This is a genomic window from Psychrobacillus sp. FSL K6-2843 (assembly GCF_038626375.1).
In the GTDB taxonomy this organism is placed as follows: domain Bacteria; phylum Bacillota; class Bacilli; order Bacillales_A; family Planococcaceae; genus Psychrobacillus; species Psychrobacillus faecigallinarum.
This window is the reverse complement of record NZ_CP152021.1, coordinates 3,218,497-3,235,684: the sequence shown is the minus strand read 5'-3', so window position 1 is coordinate 3,235,684 and position 17,188 is coordinate 3,218,497. Positions and strand designations below refer to the sequence as shown.

The window sequence follows — 17,188 nt, the reverse complement described above, 5'->3', positions numbered from 1 at the left end:
AATCAGCCTCCTCTTTACACTATAGTAACAGTTCAATCATTTATCACACACGAATTTATACGTTATACTTAAAGTAAGTGGAATGGAGAGATTATCGTATGCCGATTATTACAAAAATAGGACGTCAAAAAAAGAATAATGAACGGTATAATTTATATTTGGATGAAAAGTATGCCTTTAGTGTAGACGAGGCAGTCTTGATAAAATATCAACTGACTAAAGGAAAAGTCATTGAGGCTTTCACTTTAGATGAAATTGTTTTTGATGATGAAGTGCGAAAGGCTTATAATAAAGCCATCAATTATTTAAGCTTTCGGATGAGAAGTGAGCATGAGGTAAAGCAAAAGCTATTACAAAGTGAGTTCGGCGAGGCTGTCGTGTTAGAAGCTATTCGTAAATTGTATGAGCACGGATTTCTAAATGATGAAAGTTTTACAAAGGCTTTAGTTGAGACTCAAAAAAATAGTAGCAAGAAAGGCCCTGCTGCTATTCGTCAGGAACTGAAGAAAAAAGGGATAGAAAAGGAACTTCAGGAGGAAGTGCTTGCTACATACTCGGAAGAGGAACAGGTTTCTATTGCCAAAAAGCTAACTGAAAAAATTATCAATCAAAACCAAAATAAAACCCCTCGGCAAATCAAACAAAAGGTGCAGGAAAACCTTCAAAGAAAAGGTTATAACTTTAGCATCATTTCTCAAGCAATTGATTCCTTTGAGCTAGAAAAGAAAGATGAAGAATGGCTAGACATAATTGCAACTCAAGGAGAGAAGATCTGGAGGAAGTATTCTTCCAAATATAGTGGCTTTGATCTGAAACAGCGTGTGAAGCAGGCACTTTACCTAAAAGGATTTCCTGCTGAGCATATAGACTTGTATATAGAAAAGAAGGAGTTGGAAGCACTAGATGAACAATAAAAAATATAGTCAGATGTCTGAGCAGGAGCTTCGAACTGAAATTGCTAACTTAAAAGAAAAAGCAAGAAAGGCAGAGCAATTAGGCATTGTTAATGAGTATGCAGTATATGAACGAAAAGCAATGATGGCTCAATCTTTCCTTACTGATGTCAATTCGATTAAACCAGGAGAAATGTATAGAATTAGTGGTGACCCAGGGATGTTCTTTCAAGTAGAATATTTAAAAGGTAAATTTGCTTGGGGATATCGTTTAGGTGGAGATAAGTACGAGGAAGCATTACCAATTTCTATACTAGAGCCATTAGAGGAAGGAAAATAATATGGAAACTAAAATAAATGAGTTAACAAATTTATTACTAGAGAAAAATGATAAGCTGTCCTTTGAAAAGGCAAGGGCTTGGATAGAATTACTATGGTCTGATTTTGAATCATCCTATGCGCGCGCAGGTTATGAATACAAAGGCGCAGCGGTGACAGAAATGGTCATTAAAAAATGGATAGATGGCTACGGCGGACAATTGCATGAGTTTGCCACCACGAACGAAAAATACAAGCATTTACTGGATACAGATTAAACGCTAGGAATAGGATTCCTAGCGTCTCTGTTTTAATGAGGTAAAAAGTCTAATTTTTTTCTTAGTTTATCTTCACTGAATATCCAGCCTGTGTATGAGTTGATAATCTCTAAGTCTTCATTCAAGTGCACAACTGCCACAAAAGGATAATAATCATTACTTCTATAACGTAAATCGATAAGACGTACTTCGTGAATATGTTCGAACTTTGTTATTTCCCATCTGTAAATAGGCGAAAACGAAGTGAAGGCACTTAGGTTTGTATCTTTAAGCGCTGCCTCTACTAAAGGAGAATCAGGAATTTCCTCTCGTTCAAACTTATCATAAATTGTAATGGAACGTCCGTATGCTCTACCTACATAATGATGGGTCTCTGAGCTAGCTGCAATTCTCCATTGAAAAAATTTTATAGTGGGAGCAACAATAATTTCTGTTGTATCTGGAATCGTTTTCCTTACACTATTTTTAACAGCACTTTGCACCGCAAAGCGTAAAATGTAATAAATAGCGATTATAGCGTACATTGTTAGGAATGTAGGTACTGGATTAAATCCAAACATCCATAATAATAGGCCTAGTACATGAATGCCAAATATGATTGGATCGAATGTATTTATGACTCCCAATGCCACCCATTTTTTAGAGAAGGGGCGCAATGCCTGAGTTCCATATGAATTAAAAATATCAACAAAGACATGAAGAAACACTGCTAAAAACGTCCAAAGCCAAAGATGAAGCCAATTTGCTTCAGGGATAATTAACCACAATACACCAGATATAAGTAACGGCCATAAAAGAACGGCTGGAATAGAGTGGGTAATACCACGATGATGGCGTATGTAGATTGCATTATTTCTTAATTTTAGAACAGTATCTATATCAGGGGCTTGAGATCCGATTATAGTTCCTGCAATTACTGCAGTAGTAGTTAGAGAACTACTTGTAACGACGGGATCTGCCATTGCCAAACCACCAAGTGCAATACCCATAACGATATGTGTACCTGTATCCATGTGTGACCAGCTCCTTTAGGAAACAAGTTATCTTAATCATAAGATAAAGTAGATAAATTAACAAAGTAATTATTAAAGTTATACCCTATTATTACATACCATAATCGCAGGGAAAGGATTCTAAATGTGAACGAATTATATAATAAGCAAATTGGTGAGTCACTAGTATCCTGGTTTTTAGAGGAAAAACGAGATTTGCCTTGGAGAAAAACAAAAGATCCATACAAAATTTGGGTCTCCGAAGTAATGCTACAGCAAACAAAGGTTGATACAGTTATCCCTTATTATGAGAGATTTATCTCTAAATATCCCTCTCTGGAATCACTTGCAGAAGCGGAAGAGGGAGAACTATTAAAAGAGTGGGAAGGCTTGGGCTATTATTCAAGAGCCCGTAACCTGCAAGCAGGAGTAAGGGAAGTTGTAGAAGAATATAATAGCGTAGTACCGAACAACCGAAAGGAAATATCAAAGCTAAAGGGCGTTGGACCTTATACGGCTGGAGCAGTGTTAAGCATTGCATATGATATTCCGGAGCATGCAGTCGATGGAAATGTAATGAGAGTGCTCTCTCGAATTTTATTGATAAAAGAGGACATTGCTAAACAAAAGACGAAAAAGATATTTGAAGAAGCTGTTATGAACTTGATGTTTAAGGATAACCCTTCAGCTTTCAACCAAGGTTTAATGGAACTTGGGGCTATTATATGCACTCCTACGAAGCCCAAATGTTTACTTTGTCCAGTGCGAGAATATTGTTCGGCTTTTTATGAGGGAGTTCAAGAGGAATTGCCAATAAAAACGATAAATAAAAAGACAAAATTACATAAAATGAAGGCAGTAGTGATTCAACGAAATGATGGTAAAATTTTGTTAGAGAAGCGTCCCTCTAAAGGATTGCTTGCAAATATGTGGCAATTCCCTATGGTTGAGCTACCAACTTCCACCCATACAGTTGAGGAAGTGGTAGAGCTTGACTATGGAGTGGAAATTCAAAAAGGAATAGAATTGATAGCATTTAAGCATATTTTTTCTCATCTTGTTTGGGAAATCGAAAGCTTTGAAGCAAAGCTTATGAACGAAAAAAAAATATCATTGAATAGCCAATGGTATTCTATAGAAGAAGTTAACGATCAACCAATGCCTATTCCCGTATTAAAAATGTGGAATGCATGGAAGGAAAGGAAGAGTATCACATGACAAATCCGGTAGCATTAGTAACAGGTAGTAGCAGGGGTTTAGGAAAATCAATTGCCATCGAGCTTGCGAAAAATGGCTATGATATTGTGGTCAATTATGCTCGCAGTAAAACAGCTGCATTAGAAACTGTTCAAGAAATTGAAGCTTTAGGTCAAAAAGCTTTGCTTATTCGTGCAAACGTAGGAGATATAGAGAAGCTTCGTGCGATGTTCCAAACAATCAAAGATGAGTTCGGTCGTTTAGATATTTTCGTTAGTAATGCTGCTTCTGGCGTTCTTCGACCGATAATGGAATTAGAGGAATCCCATTGGGACTGGACGATGAATATTAATGCAAAAGCAATGCTTTTCGGAGCACAGGAAGCTGCGAAGCTTATGCCAAATGGCGGTAAAATTTTAGGCATTAGCTCATTAGGATCCATTAGATATTTAGAAAACTATACAACAGTAGGTGTATCTAAAGCTGCTATTGAGTCTATCACTCGATATTTGGCAGTAGAGCTGGCTGAAAAAGGAATTGCAGTTAATACAGTTTCCGGTGGAGCATTAGATACTGATGCTTTAAAGCATTTCCCAAACAGAGAGCAATTATTAGAGGATGCTCGATTGAATACTCCGGCAGGTCGAATGGTTGAAATTGAGGACATGGTAAAAACAGCAATGTTCCTGTTATCCGACGACGCATTAATGATCCGTGGACAAACTATTATAGTGGACGGTGGACGTTCGATAAAAATGTAATTGTTAGTATGTGGTCATTAATTTGGACCGCATAGAGAGGAAGTCAATTACTTTCAGCCACATCGCCGTGGTAAAAATATAATTTAACAATTTTAAATTTCAAATGAATATTATCTCTAAAAGTGCACATGATATATTTTGTACGGAGGTGAAATCCATGAAAAAGAATAACAGTCAACAACCAAACAAAAGACAAGAGTTTGCTTCAGAAACTGTAATTCAACAAGTTAAAGAGCAAAACCGTCAAGCTGAAATGAAAAAACAACAAGCTAGCGGGAAGTTTTCGAACGGTTCTTCTAACCAGTCAAAATAACATGGATTCACCAAAAATCAGCGAGGGCATTTTGCCCTCGCTGATTTTTTTACTACAGTTTTTTCCTATGGATTGCTATAATAGGGAAATAAGTATAATATTCAATTTTGCGCTTGGTGAAAAGGTGGCTAAATCATGGCGATTCCAACAGAAGGAGAAATTATTCAAATTCACAGCTACAAGCATAATGGCCGTATCCACCGTGTCTGGCAGGAAACGATGGTTTTAAAAGGCACCAAGAATATTGTGATAGGTGCAAACGAACGTACTCTTGTAATAGAGGCAGATGGCCGAACATGGATTACAAGAGAGCCTTCCATTTGTTACTTTCATGCAGAGCATTGGTTTAACATTATTTGTATGCTTCGAGAAGACGGCGTATATTATTACATCAACATTAGTTCGCCATTTGTCTACAACAATCAAAGGTTAAAATATATTGATTATGATCTAGATGTGAAGGTCTTTCCAGACATGACCTACACTATTTTAGATGAGGATGAATACGAACAGCACAAAAGAGAAATGAATTATCCAGATGAGATGGATGCTATTCTTGAGCGAAATATAGAAAAACTAATTTCTTGGATTAAGCAAAGAAGAGGGCCGTTTGCTCCCGACTTTATAGAGGCATGGACAAGTCGTTATCATTTTTATAAACAGCTGAATGAATAGTTGAAGAACCTGTTGACTTTACAACAGGTTCTTCCGTTTTAAGAAAGGAAGTAATTTTGTGAGTACCATGAAAAGATATATGGAATTTGTGAAGCCTTATAATTGGCAAATATTCCTAACAATTGTTATTGGGGTTATAAAATTTGCAATTCCACTATTTATACCTGTATTGATTAAGATTGTCGTTGATGATATTATTGGCGGCGATATGTCAACGGATGAGAAAATCCAACAACTGATTTATTGGCTTGGTGGTACCGCATTGGTATTCTTAATCGTTCGACCACCAATCGAGTATTATCGACAATATTTGGCACAATTAGTCAGCAATAAAATTTTGTATGATATACGTCAAAAGCTATACATACACCTACAAAAACTCAGCTTAAAATACTATTCCAACACACGTGCAGGAGAAGTGATTTCTCGCGTTATTAATGATGTAGAACAAACAAAAAACTTTGTTATGATTGGCTTGATGAATGTCTGGCTTGATCTAGCTACCATTCTAATAGCTATCGGCATTATGTTGACAATGAATGTCAAGCTAACATTAGTTACCTTAATAGCATTTCCGTTCTACGCATTCAGTGTTAAATTCTTTTTTGGAAGACTTCGTGATTTAACAAGAAAGAGATCCCAGGCTCTTGCAGGAGTACAAAGCTATCTTCATGAACGTGTCCAAGGGATGAGTATTATTAAAACCTTTACACTCGAAAAACATGAACAAAAATTATTCAATGAGACGAACGGAGAATTTCTAGATAAAGCAGTGGATCAGACGATATGGAACGCAAAAGCATTTGCTGTAGTTAATACTATTACGGATATTGCTCCACTATTAGTAATTGCTTACGCTGGATATGAGGCTATTCATGGAAGATTATCTGTAGGAACCATGGCTGCGTTCATAGCTTACATTGAGCGCCTTTATAGTCCCTTAAGACGATTAGTTAATTCTTCAACAACATTAACACAATCCTTTGCTTCTATGGATCGAGTATTTGAGTTGATGGATGAGAAATATGATATTGTCGATAAACCTGGAGCTAAAAAGTTAGGCAATACTTATGGGGAAGTAACCTTTTCCAATGTTTCCTTCCAATATGAAAAAGACGGTCAAACTATCCTTAATAATATAAACCTTAGAGTAAATGCTGGTGAAACAGTTGCATTTGTCGGGATGAGTGGTGGGGGTAAGTCCACTATTATTAGCCTGATTCCCCGATTTTATGATGTGACATCAGGTAGCGTACAAATCGATGGAAAAGATGTTCGCGACGTGACGATTGAATCGCTTAGACAACAAATAGGAATTGTCCTACAGGATAATATTTTGTTTAGTGACTCCGTAAAATCGAATATCTTAATGGGTAAACCAGATGCAAGTGATGAAGAAGTAATAGAGGCGGCAAAAGCTGCTAATGCACATGACTTCATCATGGAACTGCCTGATGGATACGAAACAAAGGTTGGAGAGCGTGGAGTTAAGCTTTCAGGAGGTCAAAAGCAACGTGTCGCAATTGCACGTGTATTTTTAAAAAATCCAACGATATTAGTTCTAGATGAGGCGACTTCAGCATTAGATTTAGAGAGCGAATCTTTAATTCAAGATTCCTTAGAGCGTTTGGCACAAAATCGAACAACAATTATCGTAGCACATAGACTTTCCACAATAACGCATGCAGATAAAATATTTGTTATAGAAAATGGAGGATTAGCAGAGGAAGGTTCTCATGCTAAACTCATGAAGGACAAAGGGGTATATTATAACTTATTTCAAATACAACAATTAGATACTGTGGACTAACAAACACACCCAATAAGGCGATTTTGTTCTTATTGGGTGTTTTTTTATACTATTTTTATGGATTATTGAATATAGGGAAGGTTTTAAATAGTCCGAAAAGTATTGCATAAAATGCTAAAATGTGTAAAATATCAATATGAACAAATATAATGAAAATTTTAAATAGTCTTGTAAAAAAGGAGAGTTATCATGGAACAAGGAAAAAAAGTATTAGAAGTGAAAGGTCTTCAAACTTCCTTTTTTACAGATGATGGTGTTATTCCATCTGTTGATTATGTAGATTTCCATGTTAGAGAAGGGGAAATCTTAGGCATTGTAGGCGAATCAGGCTGTGGTAAAAGTGTTACCTCACTATCAATTATGGGTCTAATTCCTAGTCCCCCTGGAAAAATAACAAATGGAGAAATCTTATTTAAAGGCAAGGATTTAACTACTTTCTCTGAAAAAGAGATGAGAAAAGTAAGAGGAAATGAGATTGCTATGATATTCCAGGAGCCGATGACCTCTTTAAATCCTTTATTTACAATTGGGAATCAGCTTATGGAAGCCATAACCCTACATAAAAAAGGATGGAGTAAAAAACAAGCTAAGGACAGAGCGGTTGAGATGCTCAAGCTTGTTGGTCTTCCTAGAGCAGAAGCACTTATGAAGGACTACCCTCACCAACTTTCAGGTGGTATGCGTCAAAGGGTTATGATTGCAATGGCGCTTGTATGTGATCCAGAGGTATTGATAGCTGATGAACCGACTACAGCATTAGATGTTACGATCCAAGCACAAATCCTAAAGCTAATGCGAGATCTGAATAAAAGACTAAATACAGCTGTACTTCTTATCACTCATGATCTTGGTGTAGTGGCCGAGACCTGTGAACGTGTAGTGGTCATGTATGCAGGAAAAGTAGTAGAAGAAGGACTAGTTGACACTATTTTTAAAAACCCTCAGCATCCATATACAAAGGGGCTACTTGCATCAGTGCCTGACATGAGATACAAAAAGCAACGACTATATTCTATTCCTGGTAATGTGCCAAAGCCAGGAGTTATAAAGCAGGGCTGTCGATTCGCTGCAAGATGTGAATTTGCATTCGAACGCTGTCTGCAGGAAAATCCTCCTCTTTTTGAAACATCGGAGGGACATAAAACAAGATGTTTCTTGTATGACTCTAAGGAGGTTGCAGATTATGACAGAGCCGCTGTTAAAAGTTGACGGACTGAAAAAATATTTTCCTATTCGTTCGGGTGTTTTGTCAAAAAAAGTGGGTTATGTAAAAGCAGTAGATGACATATCTTTCTTTGTGAATGAGGGAGAAACGTTAGGGATTGTTGGAGAATCAGGCTGCGGTAAATCTACTACAGGCCGTATGCTTATGAGATTGCTAGAGCCAACAGAAGGAAATGTGATGTTTGAAGGAAAGGATTTAACGAAGATTTCAGACTCGGCCATGCGCAAGGTTAGACGAGATATCCAAATGGTGTTCCAGGATCCTTATGCTTCTCTAAATCCTCGTCATACAGTGGAGAAGATTTTAATGGAGCCGCTTATAGTTCATCAAATCGGAGATCCTAAAACTCGCAGACAAAAGGTTCATGACTTTTTAGAAATTGTAGGATTGAGCAGCTATCACGCAAAACGATATCCTCACCAGTTCAGTGGTGGACAAAGACAGCGTATTGGAATCGCTAGAGCACTTATGACCAATCCAAAGCTGATTATAGCGGATGAGCCCGTTTCTGCACTCGATGTATCCATTCAAGCTCAAGTTTTAAATCTTATGCAGGATTTGCAAAAGGAGTTAAAACTGACCTATATATTTATCGCCCACGATTTAGGAGTGGTCCGTCACATTAGCGACCGAGTAGGGGTTATGTATTTAGGTAGAATGGTTGAACTTGCACCTAGTGAGAATTTGTATGCAGAGCCGCTGCACCCTTACACAAAAGCACTTCTCTCTGCTGTGCCAGTACCTGATCCACAATTTCAAAGGGAGCAAATTATATTAGAAGGAGATATTCCAAGCCCTTCTAACCCTCCTACAGGCTGTACATTCCATACACGTTGTCCTTTTAAAATGGACGTTTGTACAACCGTTAAACCGAAGCTAGAGGAAGTTAAGAATAGTCATTTTGTTGCCTGCCATCTTTATAATGAGGCAGTCCAGCATTGATAATATAAATTTGGAGGGGTCCATGTGAGAAAAAAGAAATTATTGTCTTTTATGTTTTTAATGATATTTGCCGCTTTTACAATCGTTGCTTGTTCAAGTGATGAAACCGGAGGAGATAAAAAAGGAGAATCCTCCTCATCATCAGGGGATAAAGTATTAGTGTTTGGTCGAGGGGGAGACTCTGTTTCTCTAGATCCTGCTATAGTAACTGACGGTGAATCATTTAAAGTTACACAAAATGTATTTGAAACACTATTAAATTTTGGTGAAGAAGATACTACTATCCAAGCAGGCCTTGCCAAAGAATGGGTAACATCTGATGACGGTTTAACTTATACATTTACTTTAGAAGAAGGAGTTAAATTTCACGACGGTACAGATTTTAATGCTGAGGCTGTTGTGAAAAACTTTGAACGCTGGGCTAATGGCTCAGAGGAAAAATTCTATTACTATGGCTCTATGTTTGGAGGATATGCAGGCGATGAAGGACATGTAATTGAGTCAGTTACTGCTGATGGTGATTACTCAGTAGTATTTAAACTTAAACGTCCACAAGCTCCTTTCTTAAAAAATATTGCTATGAGTCCATTCGGAATAGCAAGTCCAACGGCATTTGAAAAAGATGAAGAGAAATTTGGAGATAATCCAGTAGGAACAGGTCCATTCAAATTCGTAGAATGGAAACGAAATGATTCCATTACAATTGAAAAATATGAAGATTACTGGGTAGATGGTATGCCTAAGCTTGATAAAGTTGTATTCCGTGCTATTCCGGATAACGCAGCACGCTTAAATAACCTACTAGCTGGAGACATTGATTTGGCTGATGGAGTAAATCCGTCTGATCGTAAAACAGTTGAGGGTGATTCTACTCTACAACTGTATGAGCGCCCGTCCATGAACGTTGGTTACTTAGGTCTAACGAATACTAGACCTCCTTTTGACAACGTAAAAGTACGCCAAGCAATGAATTATGCTATCGATAAGCAAGCAATTGTAGATGCTTTCTTTGAGGGCGGAGCTGAAATCGCTAAAAACCCTATGCCTTCTTCTATTAGTGGCTACAATAACGATATTCCTGGCTACGAATATGATCCAGAAAAAGCAAAGGAACTTTTAGCAGAAGCTGGATTAGCAGATGGCTTTGATATGGAGCTATGGGCTATGCCGGTTCCAAGACCTTATATGCCTGACGGAGCAAAGGTTGCAGAAGCAATTAAAAATAACTTAGAGAAAGTAGGCATCAATGCAAAAATCGTTTCTTATGAATGGGCAACATATTTAGAAAAAGCTCGTTTAGGAGAAGCTGATGCCTTCTTACTTGGATGGACTGGTGATAACGGGGATGCGGATAATTTCCTTTATGTATTGCTAGACAAAGATAATATCGAAAGTAATAACTACACGTACTATAGCAATGACCAATTACACGAAATTCTAATCGAAGCACAATCAGAGGTAGACGAAAACAAACGTATTGAATTATATAAACAAGCTCAAGAAATAATATTTGAAGATGCACCATGGGTTCCACTTGCTCACTCAACACCATTACTTGCTGGTAAAGCAGAATTGACAGGCTTCACACCACATCCAACTGGCTCAGACAAATTAGGAAACGTTGACTTTAAGTAAAGACTGATGGGGGAGGGAATCTTCTTGATTCCTTCCTCTTTTAAAGGATTAGAAGTATTTTAATTGTCAGGTCAAAGAGAGAAGCTTGTATTTCATATTTTAAGATGAAGAGGGTGAAAAAACATGCTTCACTATATTGGAAAGAGGCTGTTGCAGCTTATACCAGTATTGCTTGGTATGACTTTTTTAGTTTTTATGATTATTCGTGCTATCCCAGGTGATCCAGCACAGGTTATTCTGGGACAATTAGCTTCTAAGGATGCTATTGAATCACTAAGAGAAAGCCTAGGCTTAAATAATCCTTGGTATGTGCAATATTTTGATTATTTATTTGGTCTTCTTCAAGGTGATCTTGGTGAGTCGATGCGAACTGTTAAGCCAGTAGCTTCTGAAATATGGCCGTATCTTGCTGCTACGTTTGAGCTAGCGTTCTTTGCAATTCTAATAGCAGTTATTATAGGGGTAAACGCGGGAATTATATCTGCATGGTTCCAGAACTCTTGGTTCGATTACTTAGCAATGGTACTAGCTTTAATAGGTGTTTCGATGCCAATATTTTGGTTGGGGTTAATGGAGCAATGGATTTTTGCCGTAGAATTACACTGGCTTCCAACAGGTGGGAGGCAGGAAGCAAGAGACCCAGTTTCAGCAGTCACCAACTTATATGTAATTGATACTATTATTAATGGCCGTTTTGATCAGCTTGGTGTTGTTCTCAAGCATTTGTTATTACCTAGTATTGCCTTGGCTACTATTCCAATGGCTATTATTGCTCGAATGACCAGATCTAGTATGCTAGAGGTTATGAGAGCGGATTATGTACGAACAGCAAGAGCTAAAGGCCAAAAAATGTTTTGGGTAGTATATAAGCATTCTTTGAAAAATGCCATCATTCCAGTCTTAACAGTAATCGGTCTTCAAATGGGCTTACTTTTAGGAGGAGCTATATTGACAGAAACCATCTTTGGATGGCCGGGAATTGGTCGCTATATTTACGATGCCATTCAGTTCCGTGATTACCCTGTTATTCAATCTGGAATATTAGTAGTTGCTTTTATATTCGTTATGATCAATTTATTCGTTGATATTTTATATGGATTAATTGATCCACGCATCAAGTATGACTAAAAGGAGAGATGATGATGACCCAAATGGTTCCAAAAGCACCGGATAATTTATTGGCTACCGAAAAGGACATATCAGCTGGTCCTTGGAAAGAAGCGTGGAGAGGTTTCCGGAAAAACAAGGTGGCACTTGTCGGCACTTTTATCGTATTTTTCTTTATAGTAGTCGCACTAATAGGACCTTTTCTGGTCCCACAGGGTATTGATGAACAATCCATGACGAAACATCGACTTTTAGCACCATCTAGCCAGTTTTGGTTTGGCACGGATGATTTTGGAAGAGATATATTCTCTCGAATTGTGCATGGGGCTAGAATTTCTCTATGGGTAGGTTTTTCCTCAGTAATCGGCTCTGTCATTATAGGAAGTATATTGGGAATAGTAGCCGGCTACTACGGGAAATGGGTTGACATGATTATCTCCCGTATCTTTGATATTCTACTTGCTTTTCCTAGCATTCTTCTAGCGATTGCAGTAGTTTCTGTGTTAGGTCCTTCTTTGCAAAATGCTTTGATTGCGATTGCAATTATCAACATTCCTAACTTCGGACGACTCATCAGATCAAAAGTTTTAAGTATTAAAGAAGAGGAATACATAACCTCTGCTAAGGCAATTGGTATGAAGGATTTTCGTATCCTTTTCTCGCATATTTTACCTAACTCTATGGCACCTGTTATTGTGGCTGGAACCTTGGCCATTGCTTCTGCAATTATAGAGGCTGCCGCACTAGGCTTCTTAGGCTTGGGAGCACAGGCACCAACACCTGAGTGGGGCAAGATGCTTGCGGATGCACGAAACCACCTCCGAACAGCACCGTGGACAATGATTTTCCCAGGACTTGCTATCATGCTAACAGTCCTTGGTTTTAACCTTATGGGTGATGGCTTAAGGGATGCATTGGATCCAAGAATGAAAAACTAAAAAACACGTATCTCCTAATGGCACTTATTGCCAAATGGAGATACGTGTTTTTTAGTTTTAATAAGGAGTTTCCTCAATCTGTACAGTTAATTCCTTACTGTGGAAGTTCTGATAAGCAGTTATGAGCTTATCCACATGCTCTAGCTGTTCTTCATATTTTAAAATAGAAGAAAGTAAATGCAGGAGATGGTACGTAGAGAACTCCTCCTCTATTTGGGTTAAGGCAATTTGTTGGACGAATATATTCATAACCTCTTGTCTTTGAATAAATGCCTCTGGACCGTGCCATTCCATGTGATCTGCTTTAAGCTTGCCAATAAATTTCAAATGGAGCTGCTCATGATAAGTCAAAAGTGAATCTAATCTTTCTGTTATCATCATTCTAAAATGCTCTGGAAGGTCATTTAATTCATTTTCATGGAGATGCAATCTTTTTAATACTTCTAAGCTATTGTATGAAATCTCGATGAGCTCGCGATAAACGACTGCTTTTCTACCTTTTGAATGTGTTGCTTTTTTTGTATATACTCTTTCTTCCTTAAAAAAGGAGTATATTTGATCGATTCGTTCTAGTCTACCTTTTAGCTGACTTATTGCCTGCTTACTAGACTGATGATCGGCCGCGTTTCTGGAAGCGATTCTAATCCATCTTATAATTTCATCCTGTGTGTAATGAATAGAGTTAAAAAGCTTTGTCTCAAATTTAGGTGGAAGAAATACTAGATTTACGACAAAGGCTGAAATTACCCCAACGAGAATGGTACAAAATCGAATCAGTGCAAAGGTTAAAAATTCATCGCTTTGTATCTCCATAATAGCTATCACAGTAACTAATGCTAACGAAACAGTTTTTTCTAGCTTAAATTTGAGCATGATGGAAATGGCGACAATTGCAGCAAAGCCAACAGCAATAATATGATTGCCAAAAACTAATGCAAAAATGACTGCTATAGCTGCTCCAATTAGGTTAGATTGTATTTGTTCAATAACGGTTAAGTAGGATCTATAGATAGATGGTTGTATCGCAAAAATTGCTGCTATTCCTGCAAAGACAGGACTAGGAAGCTGAAGTAGTTCAGCTATAAACAAGGAAAATACTATAGCAACTCCAGTTTTAAATATGCGTGCGCCTAATTTCATTCCATCCTATCCTTTCGTTAACCTTATTACTTTGATTTATTTAGTTGAGCAAAAGCATTGTCTACAGCATTAATTGTCTCTACTATATCATTTTCTGTGTGAGCTGTAGTAATAAACCAAGCTTCGTATTTAGAAGGTGCAAGATTGATACCCTGCTCAAGCATAAGCTTGAAGAATTTAGCGAACATCTCACCATCACTAGCTTCTGCCTGTTCGTAGTTTTCAACCTTTACATCGGTAAAATAAACGGAAAGTGCACCTTTTATGCGATTGATTGTAATTGTAATATTATTTTTCTTAGCTGCATCTAAAATTCCTTTCTCTAACAATGCACCTAATCTATCTAGCTCTTCATATAAACCGGGAGCCTGAAGAACTTCTAAACAAGCAATTCCTGCTTGCATTGACGCAGGATTACCAGCCATTGTTCCAGCCTGATAAGCAGGTCCAAGTGGTGCTACCTGCTCCATAATTTCTTTCTTACCGCCATATGCACCAATCGGAAGTCCACCGCCAATAATCTTACCCAATGCAGTTAAGTCCGGTATTTGGCCAAGCATAGTAGATGCAGCTCCATAATGGAAGCGGAATGCTGTAATTACTTCATCATAGATAACAAGAGCTCCCTTTTCTTTTGCAATTTCGTGAACTAGCGCTAAATATCCTTCATTAGGCTCCACCATTCCAAAATTACCTACAATAGGTTCCACTAAAATACAGGCTAATTCAGAACCCCACTTTTCCATAGCATCCTTGTATGCCTGAGGATCATTGAATGGAATCGTTATAACTTCTTTTGCTATAGATTGAGGTACTCCGGCAGAATCGGGAGTTCCAAGAGTTGCTGGGCCAGAGCCTGCTGCAACTAAAACTAAATCAGAGTGCCCGTGATAGCAGCCAGCAAATTTCATTACTTTTGTTCTTCCTGTATAGGCACGTGCAACTCGTATTGTAGTCATTACTGCTTCCGTCCCTGAGTTAACAAAGCGCACTTTATCCATTGAAGGTATAGCATCTTTTAGCATTTTAGCGAATGTAACCTCATGCTTTGTTGGGGTACCATATAATAAGCCTGTTTGGGCCGCCTTTGTAATAGCTTCTGTAATATGCGGGTGAGCGTGTCCGGTAATAATAGGACCGTAGGCTGCTAAGTAATCGATATACTTGTTTCCATCTACATCATAGAAGTATGCACCTTCTGCTCTTTCCATGACAATAGGTGCTCCGCCTCCAACTGCTTTATAGGAGCGGGAAGGGCTGTTTACTCCTCCAACGATATGTTCTAATGCATGTACCTGTATTTGTTCAGATTGTGTATGTTTCAATGTTCTACCTCCATTATTGAATGTATGTAAGATGAAAATTATAACTTGTCTTTCCTAAAACTTCTAGTCATAGTGGTTACTTTTAATATTTTAGACAAATAAGAGGAAAAAGGCTAAAGAAATTGAACATACTTATAAAGTTCGTTACGATATAACTAATATTAGAGGAGGGATTTTGATGGAACAATTAGAAGGAATGGCCGCACCTAAATTTTCATTAAAAAATGAAAAGGGTGAAGTCGTATCATTGGAAGACTTTGCTGGAAAGCAGTATGTCATTTTGTACTTTTACCCTAAAGACTCCACACCGGGCTGCACGACGGAAGCATGTGAGTTTAGAGACGCCTATGAAGATTTTTCTGATTTAAATGCAGTCATTCTTGGAGTAAGTGCAGATGGTGAGAAGGCCCATACAAAATTTATAGAAAAGCATGGACTACCTTTTTCTTTATTGATCGATGATACTCATGAAGTTTCAGAGGCATACGGAGTATGGGCATTGAAGAAAAACTTTGGGAAAGAATATATGGGAATTGAACGTACAACCTTTTTGATCGATCCAACTGGGACAGTGGTGAAGGAGTGGAGAAAGGTTAAAGTAAAAGATCACGTAGAAGAAGTGCTACATACATTAAAATCCTTAGTAAAAGCTGGTGAATAAATAGATGAAAATATTATTTTCCTTTTTACCGAAGGAGGAGCAGCGATTAAGCTTGATCAATCGCTTTCCCCAAGTAGATTTTATCTTCCATAAGGACTTAAATGAGAATGAACTTAAAACAGCTAGTGTTTTTGTGACGTATGGGGAGGACCTTAAACCTTCACATATAGAAGGTGCTAAAAAACTGAAATGGGTTATGGTTGCCTCAGCAGGTTTAGAAAAAATGCCTTTACAAGAAATAGCCCAAAGGAACATACTTCTCACAAATGTGAGAGGTATTCATAAAACACCTATGGCCGAATCCATTTTGGCTCATATACTTTCTATTAAAAAGTCCCTGCCTCTCATAGCTGAAAATCAGAAAAAGGCAGAATGGTCGAAAAGAGTTCCCTCATCGGAGCTTTATGGATCAACAGCATTAATAATAGGGCCGGGGGCAATTGGAGGAGAAGTAGGAAGACTGTTACAAGCATTTGGAGTACACACAATTGGTTGCAATCGTAGTGGAAAAACAGCATCTTATATGGATGAGATGGTGTCCTTCAAGTCATTAAAAGAGGTATTACCAAAAGCTGATATAGTAATCTCCATACTTCCTAGCACTGAAGAAACGAGAGGACTGTTAACATACGAGCACTTCAAATCTATGAAAGAGAGTGCTATTTTTATGAATTACGGACGTGGGGACTTATTGAAAGAGCAGGATTTGAAACAAGCCTTGGAGGATAATTGTATAGCCTATGCTGTATTAGACGTTTTTGCAAAGGAACCACTTGAAAGTGATCATCCGTTTTGGAGTATGCCAAATGTAATCATCTCCCCACATATCTCTAGTCACTCCTCTCAATATGTGGTGAGAGCACTTGAAATTTTCTCTAGAAATTTAACTTCCTATTTAAATGAAGAAAGCAATTTTGAAAATGTTATAGACGTTTCACGAGGATACTAAAGTGTATTAATACTATGTTAATAGTCGAA

Annotated in this window: 18 protein-coding genes; 15 read left to right on the top strand and 3 right to left on the bottom strand. The window is 37.8% G+C overall.

Translation table 11 applies throughout. The annotated features are described in order from the left end of the window. Positions 1-98: 98 nt before the first annotated feature. From recX to MKY94_RS16450, 3 genes are read left to right on the top strand one after another with little or no spacing between them, the layout of a single operon-like run. Positions 99-914, top strand: coding sequence for a recombination regulator RecX (gene recX, locus MKY94_RS16460; protein ID WP_144541424.1), 816 nt, complete (start codon positions 99-101; stop codon positions 912-914). Continuing rightward, complete coding sequence (locus MKY94_RS16455; protein ID WP_144541426.1) at positions 904-1,233, top strand: YfhH family protein; 330 nt, start codon at positions 904-906, stop codon at positions 1,231-1,233. Before recX ends, MKY94_RS16455 begins: the two co-directional genes overlap by 11 nt. Before the next feature lies 1 nt (position 1,234). Then, positions 1,235-1,489 carry a YfhJ family protein gene (locus MKY94_RS16450; protein ID WP_144541428.1) on the top strand — a complete coding sequence of 85 codons (255 nt, stop codon included), beginning with the start codon at positions 1,235-1,237 and terminating at the stop codon, positions 1,487-1,489. A gap of 32 nt (positions 1,490-1,521) precedes the next feature. On the opposite strand, the gene MKY94_RS16445 is transcribed toward MKY94_RS16450, so the two are convergent. Then, on the bottom strand, positions 1,522-2,502 hold the full coding sequence (locus MKY94_RS16445; protein WP_342577415.1) for a metal-dependent hydrolase: 981 nt from the start codon (positions 2,500-2,502) through the stop codon (positions 1,522-1,524). Between the two features lie 126 nt (positions 2,503-2,628). Between MKY94_RS16445 and mutY the strand changes: the two genes are divergently transcribed. The 10 genes from mutY to MKY94_RS16395 all read left to right on the top strand — a co-directional run bounded on the left by mutY (position 2,629) and on the right by MKY94_RS16395 (position 13,084). Continuing rightward, entirely contained in the window at positions 2,629-3,699 is a 1,071-nt protein-coding gene (gene mutY, locus MKY94_RS16440; protein ID WP_342577414.1) for an A/G-specific adenine glycosylase, read from the top strand. Then, a complete protein-coding gene (fabL, locus tag MKY94_RS16435) occupies positions 3,696-4,439 on the top strand; it encodes an enoyl-[acyl-carrier-protein] reductase FabL (protein WP_342577413.1) in 744 nt (247 codons plus the stop codon). Before mutY ends, fabL begins: the two co-directional genes overlap by 4 nt. Before the next feature lie 103 nt (positions 4,440-4,542). Further along, positions 4,543-4,752 (top strand): gamma-type small acid-soluble spore protein, encoded by a 210-nt coding sequence (locus MKY94_RS16430; RefSeq protein ID WP_225216174.1) that lies wholly within the window; start codon positions 4,543-4,545, stop codon positions 4,750-4,752. Positions 4,753-4,887: 135 nt separating this feature from the next. Beyond that, positions 4,888-5,427, top strand: a complete 540-nt coding sequence (locus MKY94_RS16425; RefSeq protein WP_144541438.1) for a DUF402 domain-containing protein — start codon at positions 4,888-4,890, stop codon at positions 5,425-5,427. Between the two features lie 58 nt (positions 5,428-5,485). Continuing rightward, positions 5,486-7,237, top strand: a complete 1,752-nt coding sequence (locus MKY94_RS16420) for an ABC transporter ATP-binding protein (RefSeq protein WP_342577411.1) — start codon at positions 5,486-5,488, stop codon at positions 7,235-7,237. Positions 7,238-7,426: 189 nt separating this feature from the next. Continuing rightward, on the top strand, positions 7,427-8,446 hold the full coding sequence (locus MKY94_RS16415) for an ABC transporter ATP-binding protein (protein ID WP_151112939.1): 1,020 nt from the start codon (positions 7,427-7,429) through the stop codon (positions 8,444-8,446). Next, positions 8,421-9,404, top strand: a complete 984-nt coding sequence (locus MKY94_RS16410) for a dipeptide ABC transporter ATP-binding protein (RefSeq protein ID WP_151112941.1) — start codon at positions 8,421-8,423, stop codon at positions 9,402-9,404. The genes MKY94_RS16415 and MKY94_RS16410 overlap by 26 nt, the downstream gene beginning before the upstream one ends. A 24-nt stretch (positions 9,405-9,428) precedes the next feature. Next, positions 9,429-11,039: an ABC transporter substrate-binding protein gene (locus MKY94_RS16405; protein WP_144541447.1), complete on the top strand. Its 1,611-nt coding sequence runs from the start codon at positions 9,429-9,431 to the stop codon at positions 11,037-11,039. A 123-nt stretch (positions 11,040-11,162) separates the two neighbouring features. Continuing rightward, positions 11,163-12,167, top strand: a complete 1,005-nt coding sequence (locus tag MKY94_RS16400) for an ABC transporter permease (RefSeq protein ID WP_144541449.1) — start codon at positions 11,163-11,165, stop codon at positions 12,165-12,167. Positions 12,168-12,190: 23 nt separating this feature from the next. Then, complete coding sequence (locus MKY94_RS16395) at positions 12,191-13,084, top strand: ABC transporter permease (RefSeq protein WP_225216176.1); 894 nt, start codon at positions 12,191-12,193, stop codon at positions 13,082-13,084. 57 nt (positions 13,085-13,141) lie between these two features. Here the strand turns inward: MKY94_RS16395 and MKY94_RS16390 are convergent, their stop codons facing one another. Both MKY94_RS16390 and MKY94_RS16385 read right to left on the bottom strand, forming a co-directional pair. Beyond that, entirely contained in the window at positions 13,142-14,224 is a 1,083-nt protein-coding gene (locus tag MKY94_RS16390; protein ID WP_144541452.1) for an aromatic acid exporter family protein, read from the bottom strand. A 26-nt stretch (positions 14,225-14,250) separates the two neighbouring features. Next, positions 14,251-15,549, bottom strand: a complete 1,299-nt coding sequence (locus MKY94_RS16385; RefSeq protein ID WP_342577408.1) for a glutamate-1-semialdehyde 2,1-aminomutase — start codon at positions 15,547-15,549, stop codon at positions 14,251-14,253. Positions 15,550-15,727: 178 nt separating this feature from the next. Here MKY94_RS16385 and bcp point away from each other — a divergent pair, with 178 nt between their 5' ends. Together bcp and MKY94_RS16375 are read left to right on the top strand one after the other, a co-directional pair. Continuing rightward, complete coding sequence (bcp, locus tag MKY94_RS16380; protein WP_144541456.1) at positions 15,728-16,210, top strand: thioredoxin-dependent thiol peroxidase; 483 nt, start codon at positions 15,728-15,730, stop codon at positions 16,208-16,210. Positions 16,211-16,214: 4 nt separating this feature from the next. After that, positions 16,215-17,159: a D-2-hydroxyacid dehydrogenase gene (locus tag MKY94_RS16375; protein ID WP_191697912.1), complete on the top strand. Its 945-nt coding sequence runs from the start codon at positions 16,215-16,217 to the stop codon at positions 17,157-17,159. Positions 17,160-17,188 lie beyond the last annotated feature (29 nt).